The organism is Cellulomonas sp. McL0606 (assembly GCF_058248365.1).
Genome location: NZ_CM177779.1, coordinates 2,152,542 through 2,174,934 on the forward strand (window position 1 = coordinate 2,152,542; position 22,393 = coordinate 2,174,934).

21 protein-coding genes and 2 pseudogenes are annotated in these 22,393 nt (G+C 72.8%); 5 read left to right on the forward strand and 18 right to left on the reverse strand.

Annotated elements, in window-relative coordinates; all coding sequences use genetic code 11:
• Positions 1-8 precede the first annotated feature (8 nt).
• The 4 genes and pseudogenes from coaBC to mihF form a co-directional block, all read right to left on the reverse strand.
• Positions 9-1,207, reverse strand: a pseudogene (gene coaBC, locus AC38ZX_RS10950) (bifunctional phosphopantothenoylcysteine decarboxylase/phosphopantothenate--cysteine ligase CoaBC).
• 8 nt (positions 1,208-1,215) lie between these two features.
• Positions 1,216-1,479 (reverse strand): DNA-directed RNA polymerase subunit omega, encoded by a 264-nt coding sequence (gene rpoZ, locus AC38ZX_RS10955; protein WP_028046344.1) that lies wholly within the window; start codon positions 1,477-1,479, stop codon positions 1,216-1,218.
• A 41-nt stretch (positions 1,480-1,520) separates the two neighbouring features.
• Positions 1,521-2,090, reverse strand: coding sequence for a guanylate kinase (gene gmk / locus AC38ZX_RS10960; protein WP_426592024.1), 570 nt, complete (start codon positions 2,088-2,090; stop codon positions 1,521-1,523).
• 67 nt (positions 2,091-2,157) lie between these two features.
• Complete coding sequence (mihF, locus tag AC38ZX_RS10965) at positions 2,158-2,469, reverse strand: integration host factor, actinobacterial type (protein WP_013771131.1); 312 nt, start codon at positions 2,467-2,469, stop codon at positions 2,158-2,160.
• 42 nt (positions 2,470-2,511) lie between these two features.
• Between mihF and AC38ZX_RS10970 the strand changes: the two genes are divergently transcribed.
• The 4 genes from AC38ZX_RS10970 to AC38ZX_RS10985 all read left to right on the forward strand — a co-directional run bounded on the left by AC38ZX_RS10970 (position 2,512) and on the right by AC38ZX_RS10985 (position 5,510).
• Positions 2,512-3,747: a hypothetical protein gene (locus tag AC38ZX_RS10970; protein WP_491294078.1), complete on the forward strand. Its 1,236-nt coding sequence runs from the start codon at positions 2,512-2,514 to the stop codon at positions 3,745-3,747.
• A 25-nt stretch (positions 3,748-3,772) separates the two neighbouring features.
• Positions 3,773-4,291 carry a helix-turn-helix transcriptional regulator gene (locus tag AC38ZX_RS10975; RefSeq protein ID WP_491294080.1) on the forward strand — a complete coding sequence of 173 codons (519 nt, stop codon included), beginning with the start codon at positions 3,773-3,775 and terminating at the stop codon, positions 4,289-4,291.
• Positions 4,292-4,415: 124 nt separating this feature from the next.
• Positions 4,416-4,982 carry a flavin-containing monooxygenase gene (locus AC38ZX_RS10980; RefSeq protein WP_491294083.1) on the forward strand — a complete coding sequence of 189 codons (567 nt, stop codon included), beginning with the start codon at positions 4,416-4,418 and terminating at the stop codon, positions 4,980-4,982.
• A gap of 243 nt (positions 4,983-5,225) precedes the next feature.
• Positions 5,226-5,510 carry a hypothetical protein gene (locus AC38ZX_RS10985; RefSeq protein ID WP_491294086.1) on the forward strand — a complete coding sequence of 95 codons (285 nt, stop codon included), beginning with the start codon at positions 5,226-5,228 and terminating at the stop codon, positions 5,508-5,510.
• A gap of 1 nt (position 5,511) precedes the next feature.
• On the opposite strand, the gene pyrF is transcribed toward AC38ZX_RS10985, so the two are convergent.
• The 10 genes from pyrF to AC38ZX_RS11035 form a co-directional block, all read right to left on the reverse strand.
• Positions 5,512-6,357: an orotidine-5'-phosphate decarboxylase gene (gene pyrF, locus AC38ZX_RS10990; protein ID WP_426592028.1), complete on the reverse strand. Its 846-nt coding sequence runs from the start codon at positions 6,355-6,357 to the stop codon at positions 5,512-5,514.
• Positions 6,354-9,707 carry a carbamoyl-phosphate synthase large subunit gene (gene carB, locus AC38ZX_RS10995; RefSeq protein ID WP_491294089.1) on the reverse strand — a complete coding sequence of 1,118 codons (3,354 nt, stop codon included), beginning with the start codon at positions 9,705-9,707 and terminating at the stop codon, positions 6,354-6,356. Before carB ends, pyrF begins: the two co-directional genes overlap by 4 nt.
• Positions 9,707-10,906, reverse strand: coding sequence for a glutamine-hydrolyzing carbamoyl-phosphate synthase small subunit (gene carA / locus AC38ZX_RS11000; protein WP_491294091.1), 1,200 nt, complete (start codon positions 10,904-10,906; stop codon positions 9,707-9,709). The genes carB and carA overlap by 1 nt, the downstream gene beginning before the upstream one ends.
• Positions 10,903-11,448: a PH-like domain-containing protein gene (locus AC38ZX_RS11005; RefSeq protein ID WP_491294096.1), complete on the reverse strand. Its 546-nt coding sequence runs from the start codon at positions 11,446-11,448 to the stop codon at positions 10,903-10,905. Before AC38ZX_RS11005 ends, carA begins: the two co-directional genes overlap by 4 nt.
• Entirely contained in the window at positions 11,445-12,764 is a 1,320-nt protein-coding gene (locus tag AC38ZX_RS11010) for a dihydroorotase (protein ID WP_426592032.1), read from the reverse strand. Before AC38ZX_RS11010 ends, AC38ZX_RS11005 begins: the two co-directional genes overlap by 4 nt.
• The gene (locus AC38ZX_RS11015) at positions 12,761-13,774 is read right to left on the reverse strand and encodes an aspartate carbamoyltransferase catalytic subunit (RefSeq protein WP_426592033.1); all 1,014 of its coding nucleotides are present in this window, start codon (positions 13,772-13,774) and stop codon (positions 12,761-12,763) included. The genes AC38ZX_RS11010 and AC38ZX_RS11015 overlap by 4 nt, the downstream gene beginning before the upstream one ends.
• Positions 13,771-14,349 carry a bifunctional pyr operon transcriptional regulator/uracil phosphoribosyltransferase PyrR gene (gene pyrR, locus AC38ZX_RS11020; protein ID WP_426592034.1) on the reverse strand — a complete coding sequence of 193 codons (579 nt, stop codon included), beginning with the start codon at positions 14,347-14,349 and terminating at the stop codon, positions 13,771-13,773. The genes AC38ZX_RS11015 and pyrR overlap by 4 nt, the downstream gene beginning before the upstream one ends.
• Positions 14,350-14,413: 64 nt before the next feature.
• Positions 14,414-14,911, reverse strand: coding sequence for a hypothetical protein (locus AC38ZX_RS11025; protein ID WP_491294099.1), 498 nt, complete (start codon positions 14,909-14,911; stop codon positions 14,414-14,416).
• Positions 14,857-15,828 carry a pyridoxal phosphate-dependent decarboxylase family protein gene (locus tag AC38ZX_RS11030; protein WP_491294102.1) on the reverse strand — a complete coding sequence of 324 codons (972 nt, stop codon included), beginning with the start codon at positions 15,826-15,828 and terminating at the stop codon, positions 14,857-14,859. The genes AC38ZX_RS11025 and AC38ZX_RS11030 overlap by 55 nt, the downstream gene beginning before the upstream one ends.
• On the reverse strand, positions 15,825-17,213 hold the full coding sequence (locus AC38ZX_RS11035; RefSeq protein ID WP_491294104.1) for an MFS transporter: 1,389 nt from the start codon (positions 17,211-17,213) through the stop codon (positions 15,825-15,827). The genes AC38ZX_RS11030 and AC38ZX_RS11035 overlap by 4 nt, the downstream gene beginning before the upstream one ends.
• A 117-nt stretch (positions 17,214-17,330) precedes the next feature.
• On the opposite strand from AC38ZX_RS11035, the gene AC38ZX_RS11040 reads away from it, so the two are divergent.
• Entirely contained in the window at positions 17,331-19,616 is a 2,286-nt protein-coding gene (locus AC38ZX_RS11040) for a putative bifunctional diguanylate cyclase/phosphodiesterase (protein WP_426592037.1), read from the forward strand.
• Positions 19,617-19,628: 12 nt separating this feature from the next.
• Here the strand turns inward: AC38ZX_RS11040 and nusB are convergent, their stop codons facing one another.
• From nusB to AC38ZX_RS11060, 4 genes and pseudogenes are all read right to left on the reverse strand, one after another.
• Positions 19,629-20,045: a transcription antitermination factor NusB gene (gene nusB, locus AC38ZX_RS11045; RefSeq protein ID WP_426592038.1), complete on the reverse strand. Its 417-nt coding sequence runs from the start codon at positions 20,043-20,045 to the stop codon at positions 19,629-19,631.
• A gap of 1 nt (position 20,046) precedes the next feature.
• Positions 20,047-20,609: pseudogene (gene efp / locus AC38ZX_RS11050) on the reverse strand (elongation factor P).
• 124 nt (positions 20,610-20,733) lie between these two features.
• Positions 20,734-21,174, reverse strand: coding sequence for a type II 3-dehydroquinate dehydratase (aroQ, locus tag AC38ZX_RS11055; RefSeq protein WP_426592040.1), 441 nt, complete (start codon positions 21,172-21,174; stop codon positions 20,734-20,736).
• Entirely contained in the window at positions 21,171-22,361 is a 1,191-nt protein-coding gene (locus AC38ZX_RS11060) for a hypothetical protein (protein WP_491294113.1), read from the reverse strand. Before AC38ZX_RS11060 ends, aroQ begins: the two co-directional genes overlap by 4 nt.
• Between the last annotated feature and the right edge of the window lie 32 nt (positions 22,362-22,393).

Sequence of the window (22,393 nt, forward strand, 5' to 3'; positions counted from 1 at the left end):
TCGTTGCGTCAGAACCGGAGGAGGACCGCATCCCAGATGGCGTGCGCGACGACGTCCTTGGTGCCCGACGACGTCGCGACGACCACACCTCGACCGTCCAGGATCGTGACGTCGTTGGCGTCCGTACCGAACCCGCGCCCGCCGCCCACCGCGTTCACGACGAGCAGGTCCGCCCCCTTGCGTAGCGCCTTCGCCCGGCCGTGCTCGAGCACCGACCCGGCGGCGTCCCCGGTCTCGGCGGCGAAGCCCACGACGACCTGGTCGGCCCGCAGACGCTCGTGGGCGAAGCTCCGCCAGGATGTCGACCGTCTCGACGAGCCTCGAGCACGGGCGCGACGCCGTCCGGGCTCTTCTTCAGCTTGGTCTCGACCGCCGTGCGGGGCCGGTAGTCGGCGACGGCGGCCGCCATGACCACGACGTCGGCGTCCTTGGCCGCGGCGCGCACCGCGTCACGCAGCTCGGCGCCGGTCTCCGCCGGGACGACGTCCACCCCGCTGGGTGTCGCGACCGTGAGGTTCGCTGCGACCAGCGTCACGCGGGCGCCGCGGTCCCGGGCGGCGCGCGCGAGCGCGACACCCTGCCGGCCGGACGACCGGTTGCCGAGGAACCGGACCGGGTCCAGCGGCTCGCGGGTGCCCCCGGCCGAGATGACGACGTGGCGGCCGGTCAGGTCCTGCGGACGGGTGGCGACGAGGGCCAGCGCGGCCCGCGCGATCGCCTCGGGCTCGGGCAGCCGGCCCGGGCCCGTGTCGGCACCCGTCAGCCGGCCTGCTTCCGGGTCGAGCACGTGCACGCCCCGCGACCGCAGCGTCGCGACGTTGGCGACGGTGGCCGGGTGCTCCCACATCTCGGTGTGCATCGCGGGCGCCAGCAGGACCGGGCACCGGGCGACCAGCAGCGTGGCGGTCAGCAGGTCGTCGGCCTGACCGGTCGCGGCCCGCGCGAGCAGGTCCGCCGTGGCAGGCGCGACCACTACCAGCTCGGCGGACTTGCCCACGGCCACGTGGGCGACCTGGTCGACGTCCTCGAAGACGTCGGTGGTCACCGGTTGCCCCGAGAGGGCCTCCCAGGTGGCTCGGCCGACGAACTCCAGCGCCGCCCGCGTGGGCACGACGCGGACCTCGTGGCCCGCCTCCCGCAGCAGCCGCAGGAGCAGCACCGACTTGTAGGCGGCGATCCCGCCCGCGACACCGAGGACGATGCGCATGGGGCAGGTCAGCCCTCGGTGGCCTCGGAGGTCAGCAGGCCGGCGTCGATCTCGCGCATCGCGATCGAGAGCGGCTTCTCCTGCGGGCGGGTGTCCACCAGCGGGCCGACGTACTCGAGCAGACCCTCGTTCAGCTGCGAGTAGTACGCGTTGATCTGACGCGCGCGCTTGGCCGAGTAGAGCACGAGGGCGTACTTGGAGTCGGCGCGCTCGAGCAGGCGGTCGATGGGGGGGTCGGTGATGCCGGTAGGGGCTGCGACGGTTCCGGACACGTTGATCTCCCGAGGTGAAAGAGGTTGGACTGCCCTCCATCCTACCTGGTCGCGATGCCCATCCCGTGGACCAGCTCGTCGGTCGCCCGGTGCACGTCGTCGTTGACGATGATCTGGTCGAACTCCGCGGCCGCCGCGAGCTCCACCCGCGCCGTCGCCAGGCGCCGTTCCCGCTCCTCGGCCCCCTCGGTGCCCCGCCCCACCAGCCGCCGCTCGAGCTCGTCGAACGACGGCGGTGCGAGGAAGACGAAGTGCGCGTCCGGCATCGACGCCCGCACCTGGCGCGCGCCCTGCAGGTCGATCTCGAGCAGTGCGGGCTCCCCCGCCGCCAGTCTCTCCTCGACCGGCCGGCGCGGTGTGCCGTACTTGTTCCGGCTGTGCACGACGGCCCACTCCAGGAAGTCGCCCTGGGCCACCATCCGGTCGAACTCGTCACCCGAGAGGAACACGTAGTGCACGCCGTCCACCTCGCCGGGCCTGGGTGACCGCGTCGTCGCGGACACCGAGAGCCAGACCTCGGGATAGCGGGACCGGACGTCGGCGGACACGGTCCCCTTGCCGACGGCGGTCGGTCCGGCGAGAACGGTCAGCCGGGCGGGCGTCGTCGTCATGGGTGGTGCAGCACTCCTCGGGCAGGGGTCCGGGTCACGACGGAAGACACGCGACCCGGTGGACGCGTCACCCGAACCGGTCGACGAGCGCCTTCACCTGGTGCGGGCCGAGGCCACGGACGCGCCGCGTCTCGGAGATTCCGATCTCGGAGATGATCGCACGCGCCTTGACCTTCCCCACGCCAGGCAGCGACTCGAGGAGCGCCAGCACCTTGAGCTTGCCGATCGTCTCGTCCTTCTGTCCCTGCGCGATCACCTCGGAGAGCGTGCCCTGGGAGTACTTGAGGCGGTTCTTGACCTCGGCACGTGCTTGCCGTGCGGCAGCGGCCTTCTGGAGCGCTGCCGCTCGTTGTTCGGGAGTCAGCGGAGGAAGAGCCACGCGCGTCACCTTTTCGTCCTTGGGCCGGCGATCCTGCACGTCATGAACGCGCGGACCTTTACGACGAAACTAGCGAGCGACCAGGTGAACGGCAACGCGGGCGGGTCGATCCGGGCGAATCGGGTCGGGGCGCAGGCCGGCGCGGGCGTAGCGTGGGCGGCCATGGCGGCACGGCGGCCGTGCAGCGAGGAGCGGGCGATGGCGGACGGCACCGAGCTCGCGCAGGCGCACGCTGCTGCCGCCGCGGGCGCGTGGTCGGGGGCGTACGACGCCTTCGCCCTGGCGTCCACATCCGTTCGGCTGGATGGCGCGGATCTGCTCGCGTGGTCGTCCGCGGCGATCCTGAGTGGTCGGGACGACGAGGGCTGCGACCTGCTGGCGAACGCCTTCGACCGTTTCGTCGACGATCGCGACGCCGCTCGTGCGGGTCAGTGCCTGCTGCGCGCCGGCCTCAACCTGTCGAACCGCGGCCGGGACGCGGCTCTCGCCGGCTGGATGGCTCGCGGCGCGCGACTGGCCGCCGATCCCGAGCTGGGGCACGTCGTCCGTGGCTATCTCGGGGTGCCGAGGGGTCGGCGCGCGGGCGAGGCGGGTGACGCCGCCGGCGCACTCACCCAGTTCCGGCTGGCCGAGGAGGTCGGCGAGCAGGTCGACGACGCCGATCTCGTCGCGCTCGCGCGGATGAGCCTGGGGTACGTCCGGCTGATGACCGGTCAGGTCACCGAGGGTCTCGACGAGCTCGACGACGTCATGGTCGGGGTGACCGGCGGCCGGGTGTCCCCGGTGGTCGCCGGCGTCATCTACTGCGTCGTCGTGCGGATGTGCCGCGAGGCGCTCGACGTCCGGCGTGCGCGCGAGTGGACCTTCGCCCTGGACGCGTGGTGCGAACGTCAGCCGCAGCTGGTCCCCTTCCGCGGCACCTGCCGGGTGCACCGCTCCCAGGTGCTGCTCGAGACCGATGCGTGGGACCAGGCGCTGCTCGAGGCCGACCTCGCCGTCGCGGCCCTGTCCACGCCGCCCCAGGGCGACCTCGGTGTGGCCTGGTACCAGAAGGGCGAGGTCCATCGCGTCCGGGGCGAAGCTCGATCGCGCGCAGGACGCGTTCAGGCAGGCGCTCGAGGCCGGCGGCGATCCCGAGCCGGGTCTCGCCTTGACCTGGTTCGCCTCGGGCCGCGCCGCCGACGCCTTCGGACTGCTGCGGGGTGCCATGGAGAGGGTCGGGCCGCCGCGCCCGCTGCTCCTCGCGGCCGTCGTCGAGGTCGGGGTCGCCGTCGATGACCTTCCGACGGCACGACGAGCAGTCGTGACGCTCGCCGGGCAGGCGTCGGACCCGGCGAGCGGGTCGTGCCTCCAGGCGATCGCTGCGACGGCGGACGGCATGGTTCGGTTCGCCGACGGGGACGTGCGCGGCGCCGAGCGGTCGCTCCTTCGTGCCCTGGACCTCTGGCTCGGGCTCACGGTCCCCTACGAGGTGGCACGGGTCCGGGTGCGACTTGCGGCGGTGCACCGGGCGCGCGGGGACGATGCCGCGGCCGAGCTCGGGCTCGAGGCCGCGCGCTCGACGTTCCGCCGCCTCGGGGCGTCCGCCGACCTGGTCGCCCTCGAGGGTCCGGCGATCGTCGCGCCGGCCGGCGGGTTGAGCCCGCGGGAGGCCGAGGTGCTGCGCCTCGCGGCCACCGGCCGCACCAACCGCGCCATCGCCACGGAGCTCCACCTCTCCGAGAAGACCGTCGCCCGGCACCTGTCCAACCTCTTCGCCAAGCTCGACGTCCCGTCGCGTGCCGCGGCCACGGCATGGGCCTACGAGCACGGCGTGCTCTGAGCGATCGGCCGGCTACGCAGAACGGCCCATGCCGACAGGACGCGGATGGGCAGAACGCGCGATGTCGTCGCGCTCGTCCCCTCCTAGCGTCGATCCCACGGACGACGACGAGGAGGGCAGGATCATGGACGAGCAGTCGACGATCATCATCGGGGCCGGGCAGGCCGGGCTCGCCACGGCGTTCCACCTGACGCGCCGGGGCGTCCCGTGCCTGGTGCTCGACGAGCGCGACCGGGTGGGCGACGTCTGGCGGGCGCGGTACTCGTCTCTCCGGCTCTTCACGCCCGCGCGGCTGGACGGCCTGCCCGGGCTGGCGATGGACGGCCCGGGCAACGCGTTCCCGAGCGCTCACGACATGGGCGACTACCTGGAGCGGTACGCGACGCAGATGCACCTGCCCGTGCGGAGCGGTGTCCGCGTGTCGCGCGTCTCCTGCGACGCGGACGGCTTCCGCGTCGCGACCGACACGGGCGACCTCGTCGCCCGGACCGTCGTCGTGGCTGCGGGCGGGCACCGCGACCCGTGGACACCGGGCCTCGCGCGTGCGCTCGACCCGGGGATCGCCCAGGTGCACGCCGCGGCGTACCGCGACCCGACCCAGCTCCCCGCCGGCCCGGTGCTGGTGGTCGGTGCATCGCACTCGGGCGCCGACATCGCGCTCGAGGCTTCGCGCGGGCAGGCCGCGACGTGACCCTGTCGGGGCGGGTCCGCGGAGAGCTGCCCTTCGGGCGCGGCGCCAAGGGCACGCTCACCGCGCACGTGTTCCCGTTCGTCTCCCAGCACGTGCTGACCGTGCGGACGCCCATGGGTCGCAAGCCGGCCGCAGGTCCGCGGCGGCGGCGCACCGCTGCTCCGCGTCAAGCTCGCAGACCTCGCGGCCGCCGGCGTGCGACACACGCCGGCCCGCGTGGCGGCGGTCCGAGACGGTCGACCCGTGCTCGACGACGGCACGCTCCCCGAGGCGCGCTCCGTCGTGTGGGCCACCGGTTACCGCGACGACTTCAGCTGGGTCGAGCCGGCGCCGTTGGGCGATGACGGCTATCCCGTCACCGACCGGGGCGTCGTCGCTCCGGTGCCCGGGCTGTACTTCATGGGGCTGCCGTTCCAGTACGCGTTCTCGTCCGCGATGGTGCTCGGGGTCGGCCGGGACGCGGCCCACGTGGCGCGACACATCGCGACCGCCGACCGGGCCCGTGCCCGGACCCTGGCGGCGACCTGAGTCAGCCGCGCAGGGCCGCGGCCGCCTCCTCCGAGGCGGCCCGGGCGGCACCGCGCAGGGCGACCACGTCGGGCCCTGCGGCGAGCACCCCTCGCGAGGAGGAGGCGAGCACCTGACGGCGGGCGGACCCGAAGACGCGAGCCAGGTCGCCGGGTCCTGCACCCTGTGCACCGACCCCAGGCGCGAGCAGGGGGCCGTTGACGGCAGCGAGGTCGACGCCCGTGCGCTCGGCAGCATCGCCGATCGTGGCCCCGACCACCAGGCCGATCGACCCGAGCGGGTGCGCGTCGGTGTTCAGAGCGGCCGCGTGTGCGGCGACGTGCGCGGCGACGCTGACGCCGTCCGCGTCCCGGGCGTGCTGGACCTCGGGACCTTCCTTGTTCGACGTCAGGCACAGGACGAACAGGCCGCGGCCCGACGAGAGCGCCAGGTCGACGGCTGGGTCGAGCGACCCGAACCCCAGGTACGGCGACACCGTGAGCGCGTCGCCGGCCAGGGGCGAGCCGTCGCGCAGGAACGCGTCCGCGTACGCGGCCATCGTCGAGCCGATGTCCCCGCGCTTGGCGTCGACGATCACGAGCGTGCCCGTGTCCCGGCCCGCCGCGACGACCTCCTCGAGCACCGCAACCCCGCGCGACCCGTGCCGCTCGAAGAACGCGGCCTGCGGCTTCACGGCGGCCACCCGCCCCCCGACGGCGTCGAGGACGGTGAGCGCGAACCGGCGCAGCCCCTCGGCGTCGTCGGCGAGCCCCCACGACTCGAGCAGGCTCGGGTGCGGGTCGATGCCGACGCACAGCGGGCCGTGCGCCTCCATCGCCGCGGCGAGCCGCTCCCCGAACGCCCTCATGAGACGCCCACGGTGGCACGGGCAGCGGCACGCGCCTCGCGCCGCACCAGGGCGGCCGCGTCGTGCTCCTGCAGGCTCGTGACCGTGAACGGGCCCGCCTGGGCCGCCTCGATCGCCTGCACCGCTGCGCCGAGCTGCTGGACGGTGGTCACCATCGCCTTGTCGGCGGCCGTCGTCGCCGCCCGGATCTCGTAGCCGTCCGCACGAGCACCCTGGCCCGACGGCGTGTTCACCACGATGTCGACCTCGCCGTCGGTGATGAGGTCGACGATCGTCGGCTCGCCGTCGCTGCCGCGGCCTGAGGAGTACTTGCGGACCACGCGGGACGTGATGCCGCTGCGGTGCAGCACCGCCGCGGTGCCCTCCGTGGCGAGGATCTCGAAGCCGAGCTCGGCCAGGCGCTTGACCGGGAAGACGATCGAGCGCTTGTCACGGTCGGCCACCGAGATGAAGGCACGCCCGCCGCTGGGAAGCCCGCCGAACGCGGCCTCCTGCGACTTGGCGAACGCGGTCGGGAAGTCCACGTCGAACCCCATGACCTCGCCCGTCGAACGCATCTCCGGCCCGAGGACGGTGTCGACGACCACGCCCTCCTTGGTGCGGAACCGCTTGAACGGCAGCACGGCCTCCTTGACCGCGACCGGCGAGCCGAGGTCGAGCACCCGCGCGTCGTCGACCGGCAGGATGCCGCGCGCGCGCAGGTCGGCGATCGAGTGCCCGGCCATGACGAGCGCCGCGGCCTTGGCCAGCGAGACGCCCGTGGCCTTGGAGACGAACGGCACGGTGCGCGACGCGCGCGGGTTGGCCTCCAGGACGTAGAGCACGTCGGACACCAGCGCGAACTGGATGTTCAGCAGGCCGTGCACCCCGACGCCGCGCGCGATCGCCTCGGTGGACAGGCGGATGCGCTCGAGCTCGCTGGTGGACAACGTGACCGGCGGCAGGGTGCACGCCGAGTCGCCGGAGTGGATGCCGGCCTCCTCGATGTGCTCCATGACTCCCCCGAGGAACAGCTCGGTGCCGTCGAACAGCGCGTCCACGTCGATCTCGATCGCGTCGTCGAGGAAGCGGTCGATGAGCAGCGGCGGGAGCGTCCCGGCACGCCCGCCGTCGGCCGCGTTCTCGAGCGCCCGGCCCACGTACTCGTCGAGCTGCGACTCGGAGTAGACGATCTCCATGCCACGTCCGCCGAGCACGTAGGACGGGCGCACCAGCACCGGGAAGCCGATGCGGCGGGCCGTGTCGCGAGCGCCGCCGAGCGTCGTAGCCGTGCCGAAGGCCGGTGCCGGCAGCCCGGCGGCCTCGAGCACCTTGCCGAACGCGCCGCGGTCCTCGGCGGCGTCGATCGCTGCCGGGGACGTGCCCAGGATCGGCAGGCCGGCGTCGGCGAGGCGCTGCGCCAGCGACAGCGGCGTCTGGCCGCCGAGCGTCACGATCAGGCCCTCGACCGGTCCGGCCGCGAGCTCGGCGTGGTAGACCTCGAGCACGTCCTCGAACGTCAGCGGCTCGAAGTAGAGCCGGTCCGAGGTGTCGTAGTCCGTGGACACGGTCTCGGGGTTGCAGTTGACCATGACGGTCTCGAACTCGTCCTTGAGCGCCAGGGCGGCGTGCACGCAGGAGTAGTCGAACTCGATGCCCTGGCCGATGCGGTTGGGTCCCGAGCCGAGGATGAGGATCGCCGGGCGGGTGCGCGGGGCGACCTCGGTCTCCTCGTCGTAGGACGAGTAGTGGTACGGCGTGCTCGCCGCGAACTCGGCGGCGCAGGTGTCCACCGTCTTGAACACCGGGCGCAGCCCGACGGCGTGCCGGGCGCCGCGGACCGCGTCCTCGGACGTGCGGCGCAGCGAGGCGATCTGCACGTCCGACAGGCCGTGACGCTTGGCGTGCAGCAGCACGTCCCGGGTCAGTGCCGAAGCAGCGGCCGTCTCGGCGGCCACCTGGTTGATGAGCTGGATCTGGTCGATGTACCAGGGGTCGATGCCGGTCAGGTCGAAGACCGTCTCCAGCGGGACACCGGCGCGCAGCACCTGCTGGACGTCGACGAGCCGGTGCTCGGTCGGCCGGCTGATCGTCGCCGTGAGCGCGTCGAGCGCGTCGCCGGTCAGGGCATCGCCGGCCCAGTGGAACACCGAGCCCTTCTTGTCCAGCGACCGCATGGCCTTGCCCAGCGCCTCGGTGAAGTTGCGGCCGAGGGCCATGGCCTCGCCCACCGACTTCATCGTCGTCGTCAGGGTGTCGTCCGCGGCCGGGAACTTCTCGAACGCGAACCGCGGGACCTTGACGACGACATAGTCGAGCGTGGGCTCGAACGACGCGGGGGTCACGCCGCCCGTGATGTCGTTGGGGATCTCGTCGAGCGTGTACCCGATGGCGAGCTTCGCCGCGATCTTGGCGATCGGGAACCCGGTCGCCTTCGATGCGAGCGCGCTCGACCGGGACACGCGCGGGTTCATCTCGATCACCACGACGCGCCCGGTGGAGGGCTCGATGGCGAACTGGATGTTGCAGCCGCCGGTGTCGACGCCGACCTCGCGGATGACCGCGATGCCGATGTCGCGCAGGCGCTGGTACTCGCGGTCCGTGAGCGTCAGCGCCGGCGCGACGGTGACGGAGTCGCCCGTGTGCACGCCGACCGGGTCGACGTTCTCGATCGAGCAGACGACCACGACGTTGTCGTGCTTGTCGCGCATGAGGCTCGAGCCGTACTCCTTCCAGCCGAGGATCGACTCCTCCAGGAGCACCTCGGTGGTCGGCGAGTAGTGCAGGCCCTGGCCGACGATGCGGCGAAGGTCCGTCTCGTCGTACGCGATGCCGGAGCCCAGCCCGCCCATGGTGAACGAGGGGCGCACGACGACCGGGTAGCCGAGGTCCTCGACCGCCTTCAGCGCGTCCTCGATGGTGTGGATGATCGCGGACGCCGCACTCTCCGCGCCGCAGACGGCCACGACCTCCTTGAACTGCTCGCGGTCCTCGCCCTTCTGGATGGAGGCGATGTTGGCGCCGATGAGCTCGACGTCGTACTTCTCCAGCACGCCCGCCTCGTCCAGCGCGATAGCGGCGTTCAACGCGGTCTGGCCACCGAGGGTCGGCAGGATCGCGTCCGGGCGCTCCTTGGCGATGATCGTCGTGAGGATCTCGGTGGTGATCGGCTCGACGTAGGTGGCGTCCGCGAACTCCGGGTCCGTCATGATCGTGGCCGGGTTGGAGTTGACCAGGATGACCCGCAGGCCCTCCTCCTTGAGCACGCGGCAGGCCTGCGTCCCGGAGTAGTCGAACTCGCACGCCTGGCCGATGACGATCGGGCCGGACCCGATGACGAGGACGCTGGTGATGTCTGTGCGCCGGGGCATCAGGCGGCACCCTTCTTCTCTGTGGTCATCAGGTCGACGAAGCGGTCGAACAGGTAGGCGGCGTCGTGCGGGCCCGCCGCGGCCTCCGGGTGGTACTGCACCGAGAACGCCGGCAGGTCGAGCGCCTGCAGCCCCTCGACCACGTCGTCGTTCAGGTCGACGTGGCTGACGACGACCCGGCCGTAGCGGCCGCCGTCGTGCGGTGCCACCGACTCGCCGTCCAGCGGTGCGTCGACCGCGAACCCGTGGTTGTGCGCGGTGATCTCGACCTTGCCGGTGGAGCGGTCCATCACGGGCTGGTTGACCCCGCGGTGGCCGTAGCCGAGCTTGTAGGTGCCGTAACCGAGCGCCCTGCCGAGGATCTGGTTGCCGTAGCAGATGCCGAAGAACGGGATCCCGGCGTCCAGCACCTCGCGCAGCAGCTCGACCTCGTGCGTGGCCGCGCCCGGGTCGCCGGGACCGTTGGAGAAGAAGACGCCGTCCGGTCCGGTCGCGGCGATGTCGGCGAACGTCGCGCTCGACGGCAGGACGTGCACCCGGACCCCGCGCTCGGCGAGCCGCTGCGGGGTCATCGCCTTGATCCCCAGGTCCACCGCGGCGACCGTGGCGACCGGCGTGCCCAGCGGTTCGCCGTCCAGCCCGAGGGCCTCGACGACGTAGGCCACGTCGGTGGAGACCTCGCCGGCCAGGTCGGCACCGGCCATCGCAGGCGCCGAACGCACCTCCGCGAGGAGCTCGTCCTCGGGCCGGCGCTCGCCGTCCGCGCCGGTCAGCGCGGCGCCAGAGAAGATGCCGGCGCGCATCACGCCGCGCTCGCGCAGGTGCCGCGTCAGGGCACGGGTGTCGATCTCGCTGATCCCGACGACGCCCTGCGCCACCAGGTCGTCGTCCAGGGTGCGCACCGAGCGCCAGCTCGACGCGCGGCGGGCGGGATCGCGCACCACGTAGCCGGCCACCCAGATCCGGGCGGACTCCGGGTCCTCGTCGTTGACGCCGGTGTTGCCGACGTGGGGCGCCGTCATGACGACGATCTGGCGGTGGTAGGACGGGTCGGTCAGCGTCTCCTGGTAGCCGGTCATGCCGGTGTTGAAGACGATCTCGCCCAGCGTCGAGCCCTCCGCGCCGTACGGCCGCCCCGTGAAGGTGCGGCCGTCCTCGAGGACGAGCACTGCCTGGGAGGCAGGGCCGGTGTCGGTCATGAGTTCTCCTCCTGCGCGCGGGACGACTGCCCCGGGGTCAGCCGAATGAGCGGGACGATCGCGTCCACGAGGGGCTCGCGATCGGCGGCGTGCCGCGGGCGCAGCCCGGTGTCCACGCCGCGGGGGTCGTCGGGGGTGGCCTGCCACGTGACGACGACGATGCCGTCGCGGCCCACCACCTTGCCGGCGATGCCCGGCGCGACCGTCACGTCGCGGAGCGCCGCCGTCGGTACGAACAGGTCGGGTGCTCCCGTACGAGCCATCCGGACCCCGGCGTCGAACACCTCGACCTCGGCCCGGCTCCGCGCCCCGAGACCGTTCGCGGTGATCCGCTCGAGCCAGTCCCCCGCCCGGGTGGTCGAGATGTAGATCATCGGCACCGGCCCGAAGAGCGACCTGCCCAGCGAGGCCGGGGCGACCGGCAGGCTCGGCACGAACTCGGCGGTGCGACGGGCACGGGAGCTCCAGCCGGCGCGCATGATGATCAGTGCCACGACCACCATCCCGATCAGGATGATGACCGCGAGGGTCGCGTGCCTCAAGAGCTCACCACCACGGACTCGTCGCACGCCGACCCGTCCATCACGGTGGCGCGGCCGCGCAGCCAGGTCGCGATGACGCAGCCGGACAGGTCCCGCCCCCGGAACGGCGAGTTCGCGCTCTGGGTGGCCTGCTCCTCCGGCACCACGACGCGACGGATCCCCGGATCCACGAGCACGAGGTTGGCGGGCTCCCCCACGGCGATCGGGCGTCCGTGGTCGCTGACGCGGCCGATCTGCGCGGGCGCGGTCGACATGACGCGGGCGACGTCGGCCCAGGTCAGGCGGCCGGTGTCGACCATGGTCTCCTGCACGACCGACAGCGCCGTCTCCAGGCCGGTCATGCCGAACGCCGCGGCGCCCCACTCGCAGTCCTTGTCCTCGCGGGTGTGTGGCGCGTGGTCGGTGGCCACGATGTCGATCGTCCCATCGGCAAGTCCCTCCCGCACGGCCTCGACGTCGCGCTGGGTGCGCAGCGGCGGGTTGACCTTGAACACGGGGTCGTAGCCGCGGGCCAGCTCGTCGGTGAGCATGAGGTGGTGCGGCGTGACCTCGGCCGTCACGTCGATACCGCGGGACTTGGCCCAGCGGATGATCTCGACGGACCCCGCGGTCGACAGGTGGCACACGTGCAGCCGCGACCCGACGTGCTCGGCGAGCAGCACGTCACGGGCGACGATCGCCTCCTCGGCGACCGCGGGCCAGCCGGGCAGGCCCAGCTCGGCCGACACGACGCCCTCGTGCATCTGGGCGCCCTCGGTCAGCCGTGGTTCCTGCGCGTGCTGCGCGATGACCCCGTCGAACGCCTTGACGTACTCCAGCGCGCGGCGCATCAGTACAGGGTCGTGCACGCACTTGCCGTCGTCGGAGAACACCCGGACCGCGGCGGCGGACTCCGCCATCGCGCCGAGCTCGGCCAGCCGCTCGCCCTCGAGCCCGACCGTCACCGCACCGACCGGCCGGACGTCTGCCCAGCCGGCGTCGCGACCGAGCCGCCACACCTGCTCGACGACACCCGCCGTGTCCTGCGTCGGCGACGTGTTCGCCATGGCGTGCACCGCGGTGTACCCGCCCATCGCGGCGGCCCGCGTGCCGCTGCGCACCGTCTCCGCGTCCTCCCGGCCGGGCTCGCGCAGGTGCGTGTGCAGGTCGACCAGCCCCGGCAGCAGGATCAGGCCGGTCCCGTCGATGACGACGGGGTCGTCGCCCGCCTTTGACTCGGCGTCGGGGCCGATCGCCGCGATCACCCCGTCGGCCAGCAGGACGTCGGTGGTGCCGTCGCCCAGCGGGCTGACGTCCCGGATCAGGTAGGTCCTCATGCGTACACCTTCGCTTCGTCGCTGCTCGTGCGCGCCCCCGCGGGCGCAACGGTCGTGTCGCCGCCGGCCAGCAGGAGGTACAGGACGGCCATCCGCACCGCGACGCCGTTGGCCACCTGCTCGACGATGACCGCGCGGGGCGAGTCGGCCGCGTCGGCGGAGATCTCCAGGCCGCGGTTCATGGGTCCGGGGTGCAGCACGATCGCGTGGTCGGCCAGCGCCTCGAGCCGGCGGGCGTCCAGCCCGTACCGTCGCGTGTACTCCAGCGGGCTGGGGAAGAACCCGCCGCCGGCGCTCGACATCCGCTCGCGCTGCACGCGCAGCATCATGACGGCGTCGGGCTTGTCCTGCGCGATCACCTCGTCCAGGTGGTACGAGACCCGGGCGGGCCACGCCTCCACCCCGACGGGCACGAGCGTCGGCGGGGCCACCAGCGTGACCTCGGCGCCGAGCGTGTGCAGGAGCTGGACGTTCGAGCGGGCCACCCGGCTGTGCAGGACGTCGCCCACGATCGCCACCCGCAACCCGGCCAGGTCACGGCCGGTCACGTCGCCCGGGCCGGTCAGGTGCCGGCGCAGGGTGTAGGCGTCGAGCAGCGCCTGCGTGGGGTGCTGGTGCATCCCGTCGCCCGCGTTGATGACGGCGCCGTGCGTCCACCCGCTGGTCGCGAGCGTGTGCGGCGCCCCGGAGGCGTGGTGCCGGATCACGACCGCGTCGGCGCCCATGGCCTGCAGAGTCAGCGCGGTGTCCTTGAGAGACTCGCCCTTGGACACGCTCGAGCCCTTGGCGGAGAAGTTGATGACGTCGGCCGAGAGCCGCTTGGCGGCCGTCTCGAACGAGATCCGCGTTCGCGTGGAGTCCTCGAAGAAGAGGTTCACCACCGTGCGGCCGCGCAGCGTCGGGAGCTTCTTGATCTCCCGGCCCTGCGTCGCCGCCATCGAGCCCGCGGTGTCGAGGATGCGGATGGCGTCCGCGCGGCTGAGGTCGGCCGTGGACAGCAGGTGCTTCATCGCACCCCTCCTTCGATGAGGACGGCGTCGCGGCCGTCGCTCTCCTGCAGCAGGACACGCACCCGTTCGGTGGTGGAGGTCGGCAGGTTCTTGCCGACGTAGTCCGCGCGGATCGGCAGCTCGCGGTGACCGCGGTCGACCAGGGCGGCAAGCTGGACGGCGCGCGGGCGGCCGAGGTCGCTGATCGCGTCGAGAGCCGCGCGGATGGTGCGGCCGGAGTAGAGGACGTCGTCGACCAGGACGACGACCTTGCCGTCCAGACCACCGCCCGGGATGTCGGTCTCGCCGATGGTCCGCGTCGGGTGGTGAGCCAGGTCGTCGCGGTACATGGTCACGTCGAGGCTGCCGACGAGGGCCGCGGCGTCGAGGCCCGGCTCGACGGCTTCGAGGCGTTCCGCCAGCCGCCGCGCCAGCGGCAGCCCGCGGGTGGGGATGCCGAGCAGGATGACGTCGGCGCCACCCTTGTTGCGTTCGAGGATCTCGTGCGCGATGCGCGTCAGCGCCCGGGCGATCTCCGGGGCGCCGAGGACCACGTTGCCGGCGGCGTCGTCGGTGGTGGGCGTGGGCAGGCTCATGTACCGCAGCTCCTTCCCCGCCTCACAGGACGGGTCTTAAAGGATTGTCTGTCGACGTCTCACCCTACCGCCCGGAACGTCCCTCCCGAGCCGGGTCGACTGTGGCGGCGAGCACCTCGACGAGCAGCGGCCGCACCATCTCCGACGGCAGCGCCTCGAGAGTCGCCATGACGACGGCGAGGTCGTCGGGGAGACCGTCGCTCAGCACGCTGGCGGCCAACGACGGGTCGGGCGCCGCGGGGGGCAGCCCGCGGACCGCGGTCGCCGCGTCGACCAGCGTGGCGACGAGCTCGTCGAGGACCCGCTCCGTCACCGGCGTGACCGTCAGGTGGGCGGTGCGGGCGAGCACCGATCCGTCGGGCTGCTCCATCGCGGGCTGGGCCTGCAGCAGGAACCCGCGACGACGGACCTCGTCGATCAGCAGGAACGGGTCCACGGGGTCGGTCGAGTCGTCGGCGGCGATCGCGACGAGCGGTCCGGTCGGGTCGCCGACGACGCGCAGACCGGCTATCCCCTCGACCGTGGCGACCAGCGTCGCGGTGGCCCGTCGCGTGGCGTCCACGACTCGGCGAGGCCGCTCGTGCCGAGCACCTGCAGGACCGCCCACGCCGCGGCCGTGGCCCCGACGCCGCGCGAGCCGAGCATCGTCGGGTTGACGACCGGGTACCCCGGCCAGGCCGTCGTCGCGAAGTACTGCGCGCGGTGCTGCTCCCGCGAGCGGTAGAGCACGACCGAGGCGCCCTTGGGCGCGAAGCCGAACTTGTGCAGGTCGGCCGAGATCGACGTCACGCCGGGGACCGCCAGGTCCCAGGGCCGGTCGTCGAGGCCGCCCCACCACGGCAGCACCCACCCGCCGATGCACGCGTCGACGTGCACCGGGACACCGGCGCGTTGGGCCCCCGCTGCCACCTCGCGGACCGGGTCGATCACCCCGAACGGGTAGCTGGGCGCGCTGACGACGACGAGCGCCGTTCGGTCGTCCACCCGCGCCAGCACGTCCGCCGCCGCCGGGACGCCCGTGCGGTGGTCGACCGGGACGGCCAGGACGTCGAGGTCGAGGTAGTGGGCGGCCTTGTGGAACGCCGGGTGCGCCGTCGTCGGCAGGACGAGCGTGGGCCGCTCGGTGGCGCCGTGGGCCCCGCGCCACAGGTCACGAGCAGACTTCACGGCGAGCATGCAGGACTCGGTGCCACCCGAGGTCACCGACCCGACGGTCCCGTCGTCGCCGTGCAGGACGTCACGGGCGAACGCGACGATCCGGCTCTCGAGCTCGGCGACGGAGGTAAACGTGGTGGGGTCCAGGCCGTTGACCGGCAGGAACATGCGCACGGCCTCGGCCGCGACGTCGTCGAGGTCGGGGCGTCCGGGGTCGTAGACGTACGACAGGATCCGTCCGCCGTGGGTGGGCGGGTCGGCCGCACGCCAGGAGGCCAGGTCGGCGAGGACGTCGGCGACGGGCCGACCCGGAGAGCGGTTCACGGACGGACCTCCACAGCAGCGGCGTGATCGACGACGTCCGCCGACAACGGGTAGCGGGACAGCGGTACCAGGCTGAGCAGCGCGAGCGCTGCCGGCAGCAGGGAGAACGCGAGGGAGATCCCCGTCAGGGCCGAGCCCGGTTGCGCGACGGTCTGACCGGCGGTCTTCGAGACGAAGCCGGTGACGGCGAGCGTGCCGAGCACGAGGGTGGGGCCGAGCGCGAGCCCGGCGGTCTCCCCCGCCGTCCAGACGCCGCCGAGCACACCGGCGCGGTCCTCGCCGCGCTCCCGCGCGTCGACGGACACGACGTCCGGCAGCATCGCCAACGGGTAGAGCTGCATGCCGGCGTACGCGACTCCGGCCAGCGCGACCGAGGCATAGACCCATCCGCCGGGCGCCCAGCGCATCGGCACCAGGGACAGCGCGGCGAAGGTGAACAGGATCGAGGCGCCCATGAACGAGCGCCGCTTGCCGAACCGTCGAGCCAGCCTCGTCCCGACCGGCATCACGAGCAACGCCGGCGCGACCAGGGCGACGAACAGGAACGTCACCGCGTCCTCGTTGCCGAGCGTGTACGTCGCGACGTACTGGGCGCCGGCCAGCATCGCGCCCGTCGCCAACGCCTGGAGCAGGAAGGCGCCGAGCAGGCGGCGGAACGCCGGGATCTCCCGCAGCGCCGCCATGCCCAGGCGCAGGGCGTCCCCGCGGGCGTGCGGCACCGGAGCGCCGTCGGCGACCCGCGCCCTCCGGGGCGCACCCGACCACGCGGCGAGCATGCCCAGCCCGATGGTGACGCCCCCGACCAGGCCCATCACGAGGTACCCGGCGCGCCCGCCGCCCGCGGCGTCGCGCACCAGCGGACCGCCCGCGCCGAACGCGAGGATCGCCACGGCCAGCACGGCGATCCTCGGTGCGAGCAGCCGGGTCCGGGAGGCGTAGTCCGGGGCGATCTCGGCCGGCAGCGCGATGTACGGCACCTGGAAGACGGAGAACGCCGTCGCCGCGGCGACGAACGCCAGCACCACCCAGGTCGCGGCGGCCGCACCGTCGAGGGCGCGCGGCGTCGCGAACACGGCCGCGAACAGGAGCGGGAGCGTCAGGGCGCCGGTCAGCAGGAAGCTGCGTCGGCTCCCGTGCCGCGCGGCGGACGTGTCCGACCGGGCCCCGATGAACGGGTCGATGACGACGTCCCAGAGCTTCGGCACGGTGACCACCAGACCGGCGACACCGGCCGCGACGCCCAGCGTGTCGGTGAGGTAGTACGCGAGCACCAGGCCCGGCAGGGTGCCGAACCCGCCGGTCGCGACCGAGCCGAGCGCGTACGAGGTGATGGTGCGCCGCGAGAGCCGTCCCGGGCGTGCGGCCAGTCCGGGATCGGTCGTCACGCAGTCATGATGACAGCCGCCCGATCGTGTCCTCGCACACGACTTCCCGTGAATGTCCTGTGCCCGTCACCCGGATGCCACGTCATCTGGGGTGTGACAGGTGTCGATGTCCCCTTCGTGCTGGCATCCGTCCCGACGTGGGTCACCGTCCTGCAGCTCCTCGCCGCGGGGGTCGTGGGTGGCTTCTGCGTGCTCCAGTGGGTGTGGTGGCGGGGCGAGCGTCCGGCCAGCGCCGCGTGGTCCTTCGCCTGGTCGCTCGACATGTCCCTGGTGCTCGCCGTGGGCGGCCTCTACGCCCTCGCGATGCCCGGCACCCTCCAGGATGCCCTGGTCTACGTGCACGCCCAGCTCATCGCGGGCTTCATCCTCATCGCCGTCCCCGCCACGCGGGCGATCGCCGGCGGGCCACCCGTCCGCCCCTGGGTATGGGCCGCCGGAGGGCTCTTCGCGATGCGCGCCGTCGTGTGGTGGGTCCCCGACGACCTCCTCCCGCAGCAGATCGACCCTGACGTGCTCAGCGAGGCGCTCCTGCTCGTCCCCACCGTCATCGTCGTCACGTACGTCGTGCTGGCGGTCGGGCGCACCCGACTGACCCGGTTCGGCTCGCTCCTGGTGCTCGCGGGCGCGGAGTCGCTGGCGATCTTCACGGCCGGGGTCCTGACGCCCGACCGCGGTCTCGGGGGCATCTTCGCGGCCCTGTGGGCGATCCCGCTCGCGCTCGCCCTCGAGGTCGTCGCCCTCAGCCGGATCCGCGAGGCGCAGGACAGCGCGGCGCTCCAGCACCTGATGCGCGACGCTGTCGCCCGCCTCGCCAACGCCGCGTGGTTCGTCAAAGACGCCGACGCGCTGCTCGTCAGCGCCCGCGACGAGGCTCGCGCGATCCTGGCCGACCCGAGCATCGAGGGTTCGCTGCGCCCGATCGCGCGCGACCGGTTCGTCACCGAGCTCTTCTCGGGCGAGAAGGTCGAGCACACCGCGCAGGAGCGGGCGTTCCTCATGGACCTCGCCCAGATCGTCTCCGCCGCCGCCGAGCGCTACCAGCTCGCCGAGCGGCTGCACTCGACCGCGTTCGCGGACTCGCTGACCCGGTTGCCCAACCGCCGCTCGGTGGAGCGCCACCTGGTCGACGTGCTCGACCAGGCGAACGTCGAGCGCACCCGGGTCTCGCTGATCTACTGCGACCTCGACGGTTTCAAGCGCGTCAACGACGCGCTCGGCCACGCGAGCGGCGACGCGCTGCTCGTCCGGGTCGCCGACTACCTGCGCTCCGCCCTGCACGACCGCGAGGCCTACGTCGGCCGGTTCGGCGGTGACGAGTTCGTCGTCGTCCTGTCCCGGGCACCCTCCGACGTCGACCTGGTCGCGCTGGCGCGCTCGCTGCGCGAGGGGTTCCTCGACCGCACCGTCGGGAGCCGCCCGGCACGCCTCACCGTCGGCGTCGCCACCTGGCTGCCCGGCGACATCGTCGACGCCGACGCCCTGATCCGGCACGCCGACACCGCGATGCTCGAGGCCAAGCGCACGCACGCCGGGTTCCGCGTGTTCGACCGGGTCCTGCGTCGCCGCGTCGAGGCGGAGCGTCAGCAGCGCGCCGCCCTGGAGACCGCCGTGACCGCCGGCCACTTCACCGCCTACTTCCAGCCCATCGTCGACGCGCAGACGCTCGAGATCGTCCAGGTCGAGGCGCTGGCGCGCTGGGACCACCACGGTCACCTGATCCTGCCGGCCGACTGGCTCGACCTCGCCGAGGAGACCGGCCTGATCGTGCCGATCGGGCTGTCGGTCCTCAGCCAGGCTCGGCAGGCGCTCGAGCGGTTCCAGATGCCCGTCGCCGTGAACATCGCCGCGCGTCAGCTGGCCGAGCCCGACGCGCTCGCCCAGATCGAGACCGCGTGGGGCGACGCCTTCTGGGAGCACCTCACGCTGGAGATCACCGAGAGCGCCCTCGTGCAGACGACGTCCGCGGTTCCCGTGCTCTCCGAGCTGCGCGCACGCGGCGCCCAGATCGCCGTCGACGACTTCGGCACCGGCTACAGCTCGCTGGCCCGCATCGCTCGGCTCCCGGTCGACCAGCTGAAGATCGACCGGTCCTTCGTCCGCGACATGGCCTCCGAGCGCGGTCAGGGTGTGGTGCGCGCCATCGTCGCGCTCGCCCAGACGCACGGGCTCGACGTCGTCGCGGAGGGCGTCGAGACGCCCGACCAGCTCACGGCCCTCATCGCGATGGGGGTGACCCGGGTCCAGGGCAACTTCCTCGGCCGCGCCGCTCCCGGGTTGCCGGTCCGCGGACCGCGCCCGACCACCGGCACGATGCCCGTGGTCCCGCAGCCGCGGTCGTTGCGCGCGGTCCCGACCCAGGGCCCGCGCGAGGGCACGCTGGCCGCGATCCAACGCAGCGTCTGAGCAGCCCGGTCGTCAGGCGAGCAGCGTCGGCTTCAGGTCGACGATGCGGCCCAGGAGCCCGTTGACGAAGTTCGGCGACTCGTCCGTGGACAGCGATCGGGCCAGCTCCACGGCCTCGTCGACCGCGACCGCGTCGGGGACGTCGTCGTTGTAGAGGATCTCCCACGTGCCGATCCGCAGCAGCGCTCGGTCGACGGCGGGCATCCGGTCGATCGTCCAGCCGTGCGCGTGCGTGGCCAGCAGCTCGTCGATCCGGCGCTGCTCGGCGATCACGCCCTCGACCAGGTCGACCGAGTACTGCGGCAGCGCCGCCTCGGTGCCCGGCTCGGTGATGCGCTGCGCGAGCAGGCTCACCGGGTCGACGCCGCGCTGGTCGGCCTCGAAGAGGACGTCGAGGGCGCGCTTGCGCGCCTTGGTGCGAGCAGCCACCTCAGTCGTTCACGCGGCCCAGGTAGCTGCCGTCGCGGGTGTCCACCTTGACCTTCGTGTTGGCCTCGAGGAAGAGCGGGACCTGGATCTCGTACCCGGTCTCGAGCGTGGCGGGCTTGGTGCCGGCCGACGAACGGTCGCCCTGCAGGCCGGGCTCGGTGTACGTGACCTCGAGGACGACCGACGGCGGAGCTCGACGTACAGGGGGGCGCCCTCGTTCGTCGCGACCATCGCGCTCTGGCTCTCGAGGAGGAAGTTGGCGACGTCGCCGACCGTGGCCTCGGGGATGTTCACCTGGTCGTAGGTGTCGGTGTCCATGAAGACGAAGTCGCTGCCGTCCTTGTACAGGAACTGCATGTCGCGCTTGTCGACGTTGGCCGTCTCGATCTTCAGGCCCGCGTTGAACGTGCGGTCGACGACCTTGCCGGACAGGACGTTCTTCAGCTTGGTGCGGACGAACGCGCCACCCTTGCCGGGCTTGACGTGCTGGAACTCGATGACGGTCCACAGCTGGCCGTCGATCTTCAGCACGGTGCCGTTCTTCAGGTCGTTGGTGGTCGCCACGATCGTCGCTTCCTGTCGAGGATGAGTTCTGCGCGGCCCGTCGCGGCTGGTCCCTGAGACGGGAGTGCGCGGCAGCGACGGCCGCAAGCCGCCGACCATCGTACCGTGAACCTCGACGCGTCCCTCACACGCGGGCCGCGATCGCCTCCAGCGCGAGCCGGTAGGAGTCGATACCGAACCCCGCCACGGTGCCTGTGGCGACCGGGCCGATCACCGAGACGTGCCGGAACGTCTCCCGGGCGTACGGGTTGGTGAGGTGCACCTCGACCAGGAGGAGCCCGGCGGTGGTCACCTGCGCCGCTGCGTCGCGCAGCGCGTACGAGTAGTGGGTGAATGCGGCCGGATTGAGCACGACGTGCGAGCGGGAGTCGACGGCCTCGTGCAACCAGCCGACGAGCTGTGACTCGTCGTCGGTCTGGCGCGTCTCCACCTGGACCCCCAGGTCGGTCGCCCACTTCTCGACGGCGGCGGCGAGGTCGTCGTGCGTCGTCGAGCCGTACACCTCCGGCTCCCGCGCGCCGAGCCGCCCCAGGTTCGGCCCGTTGAGCACCATCAGACGCGTCATGCGGCCGAGCCTAGGGGATCGCGCTCCCCCGGCACCGACGCTGCCGCCGTGCGGCGGTCGGACCGTTCGACCGCCAGGCAGTACAGCGGGAGCCCGACAGCCACCAGCGTCTCCAGGTGCCACCACCAGGTGTCCGCCACGAGTGGAGCGAACGTCAGGCACGGGAGAAGGAGCGTGAACCACCACCGGGTCCGAGCGACGCCCGGAGATCGACTGCTCCAGAGCCAGACCAGCATGGCCGCCGCCAGAGCGACCCAGTAGTACGACAGCCGGAGCGGGTCGAGGAGCAGGCGGACCGCGACCGACGCGATCACCGCGACGAGCACCGAGCCGTGCCGCCGCCAGGCCACGCCGACGCCGGCGATCCCGGCCGCGAGCCCTTGGACGACCCGCTGGGTCCAGTCCGACGAGCCCGCCATGCCGGGCACCCTGTCGAGCCACGTGTGGTCCGGAAAGGGCCACTGCAGCGAGAAGGTGTTCATGTCGCCCCACAGCTTGAACGGCAGGTAGAGGACAGCGATCCCGACGCCCAGGACGGTGATCGCCACCAACGAGTCCCTGACCCGTCGTCCTGCCAGGAGGATGCCACCGGTCGTCGGTGCCCACTGCTTGACGCCGGTGGCGAGCACGAGCAGGAGCGCGGCCTGGACCAGCCGGGAACGTCCCGCGGAGACGGCCGCGTGGACCACCAGAAGGCCGACGAGGAGCTCCTCCGGGTGGTCGGCCGTCTGCGACGTGTAGAGGAACCCACCGACCACGATGGACAGTCCGACGACCCACTCGGCGCGACGCGCCCAGGCGCCCGTCGCGCTGGCGGCACGACGGGCGGCCGACACGGTGAGCCACGCCACCAGCGCGCCGTGCGCAGCGGCGGCGGCCACCCCCACGGCGGCGTCCGGCAGCTGCAGCAGGCGAACGATCACCGTGAAGACCCCGAGCAGCAGGAGGTAGACGGGACCGATCTGCAGCCAGCTGTTGGCGAAGACGTCGAGGAACCCGGGCCCGAGCATGCCCACGCCCGCCGCACGGAAGAGCACCTGGTCCCCGTCGGTCCTGCCCAGGCCCCCGAGCACGCCGACGACGAGCCCGATGCCGATGAGGACGGGCATCGGTCGAGCCCAGGTCCAACGCAGGACCTTCGCGAGCCTGGGGTTCGTCGACTCGAGCTCGTGCAGCTCGTGTGCCACGCGCAGCTTGCGCGGCCGGGCGGTCCGTAATG

What these genes read in the sequence shown, in the direction of transcription:
- gmk (WP_426592024.1), bottom strand. Translation starts at nt 2,090, where the DNA reads ATGACGACGACGCCCGCCCGGCTGACCGTTCTCGCCGGACCGACCGCC.
- AC38ZX_RS10970 (WP_491294078.1), top strand. Translation starts at nt 2,512, where the DNA reads ATGAACGCGCGGACCTTTACGACGAAACTAGCGAGCGACCAGGTGAAC.
- AC38ZX_RS10980 (WP_491294083.1), top strand. Translation starts at nt 4,416, where the DNA reads ATGGACGAGCAGTCGACGATCATCATCGGGGCCGGGCAGGCCGGGCTC.
- pyrF (WP_426592028.1), bottom strand. Translation starts at nt 6,357, where the DNA reads ATGAGGGCGTTCGGGGAGCGGCTCGCCGCGGCGATGGAGGCGCACGGC.
- carB (WP_491294089.1), bottom strand. Translation starts at nt 9,707, where the DNA reads ATGCCCCGGCGCACAGACATCACCAGCGTCCTCGTCATCGGGTCCGGC.
- carA (WP_491294091.1), bottom strand. Translation starts at nt 10,906, where the DNA reads ATGACCGACACCGGCCCTGCCTCCCAGGCAGTGCTCGTCCTCGAGGAC.
- AC38ZX_RS11010 (WP_426592032.1), bottom strand. Translation starts at nt 12,764, where the DNA reads ATGAGGACCTACCTGATCCGGGACGTCAGCCCGCTGGGCGACGGCACC.
- AC38ZX_RS11015 (WP_426592033.1), bottom strand. Translation starts at nt 13,774, where the DNA reads ATGAAGCACCTGCTGTCCACGGCCGACCTCAGCCGCGCGGACGCCATC.
- pyrR (WP_426592034.1), bottom strand. Translation starts at nt 14,349, where the DNA reads ATGAGCCTGCCCACGCCCACCACCGACGACGCCGCCGGCAACGTGGTC.
- aroQ (WP_426592040.1), bottom strand. Translation starts at nt 21,174, where the DNA reads ATGACGCGTCTGATGGTGCTCAACGGGCCGAACCTGGGGCGGCTCGGC.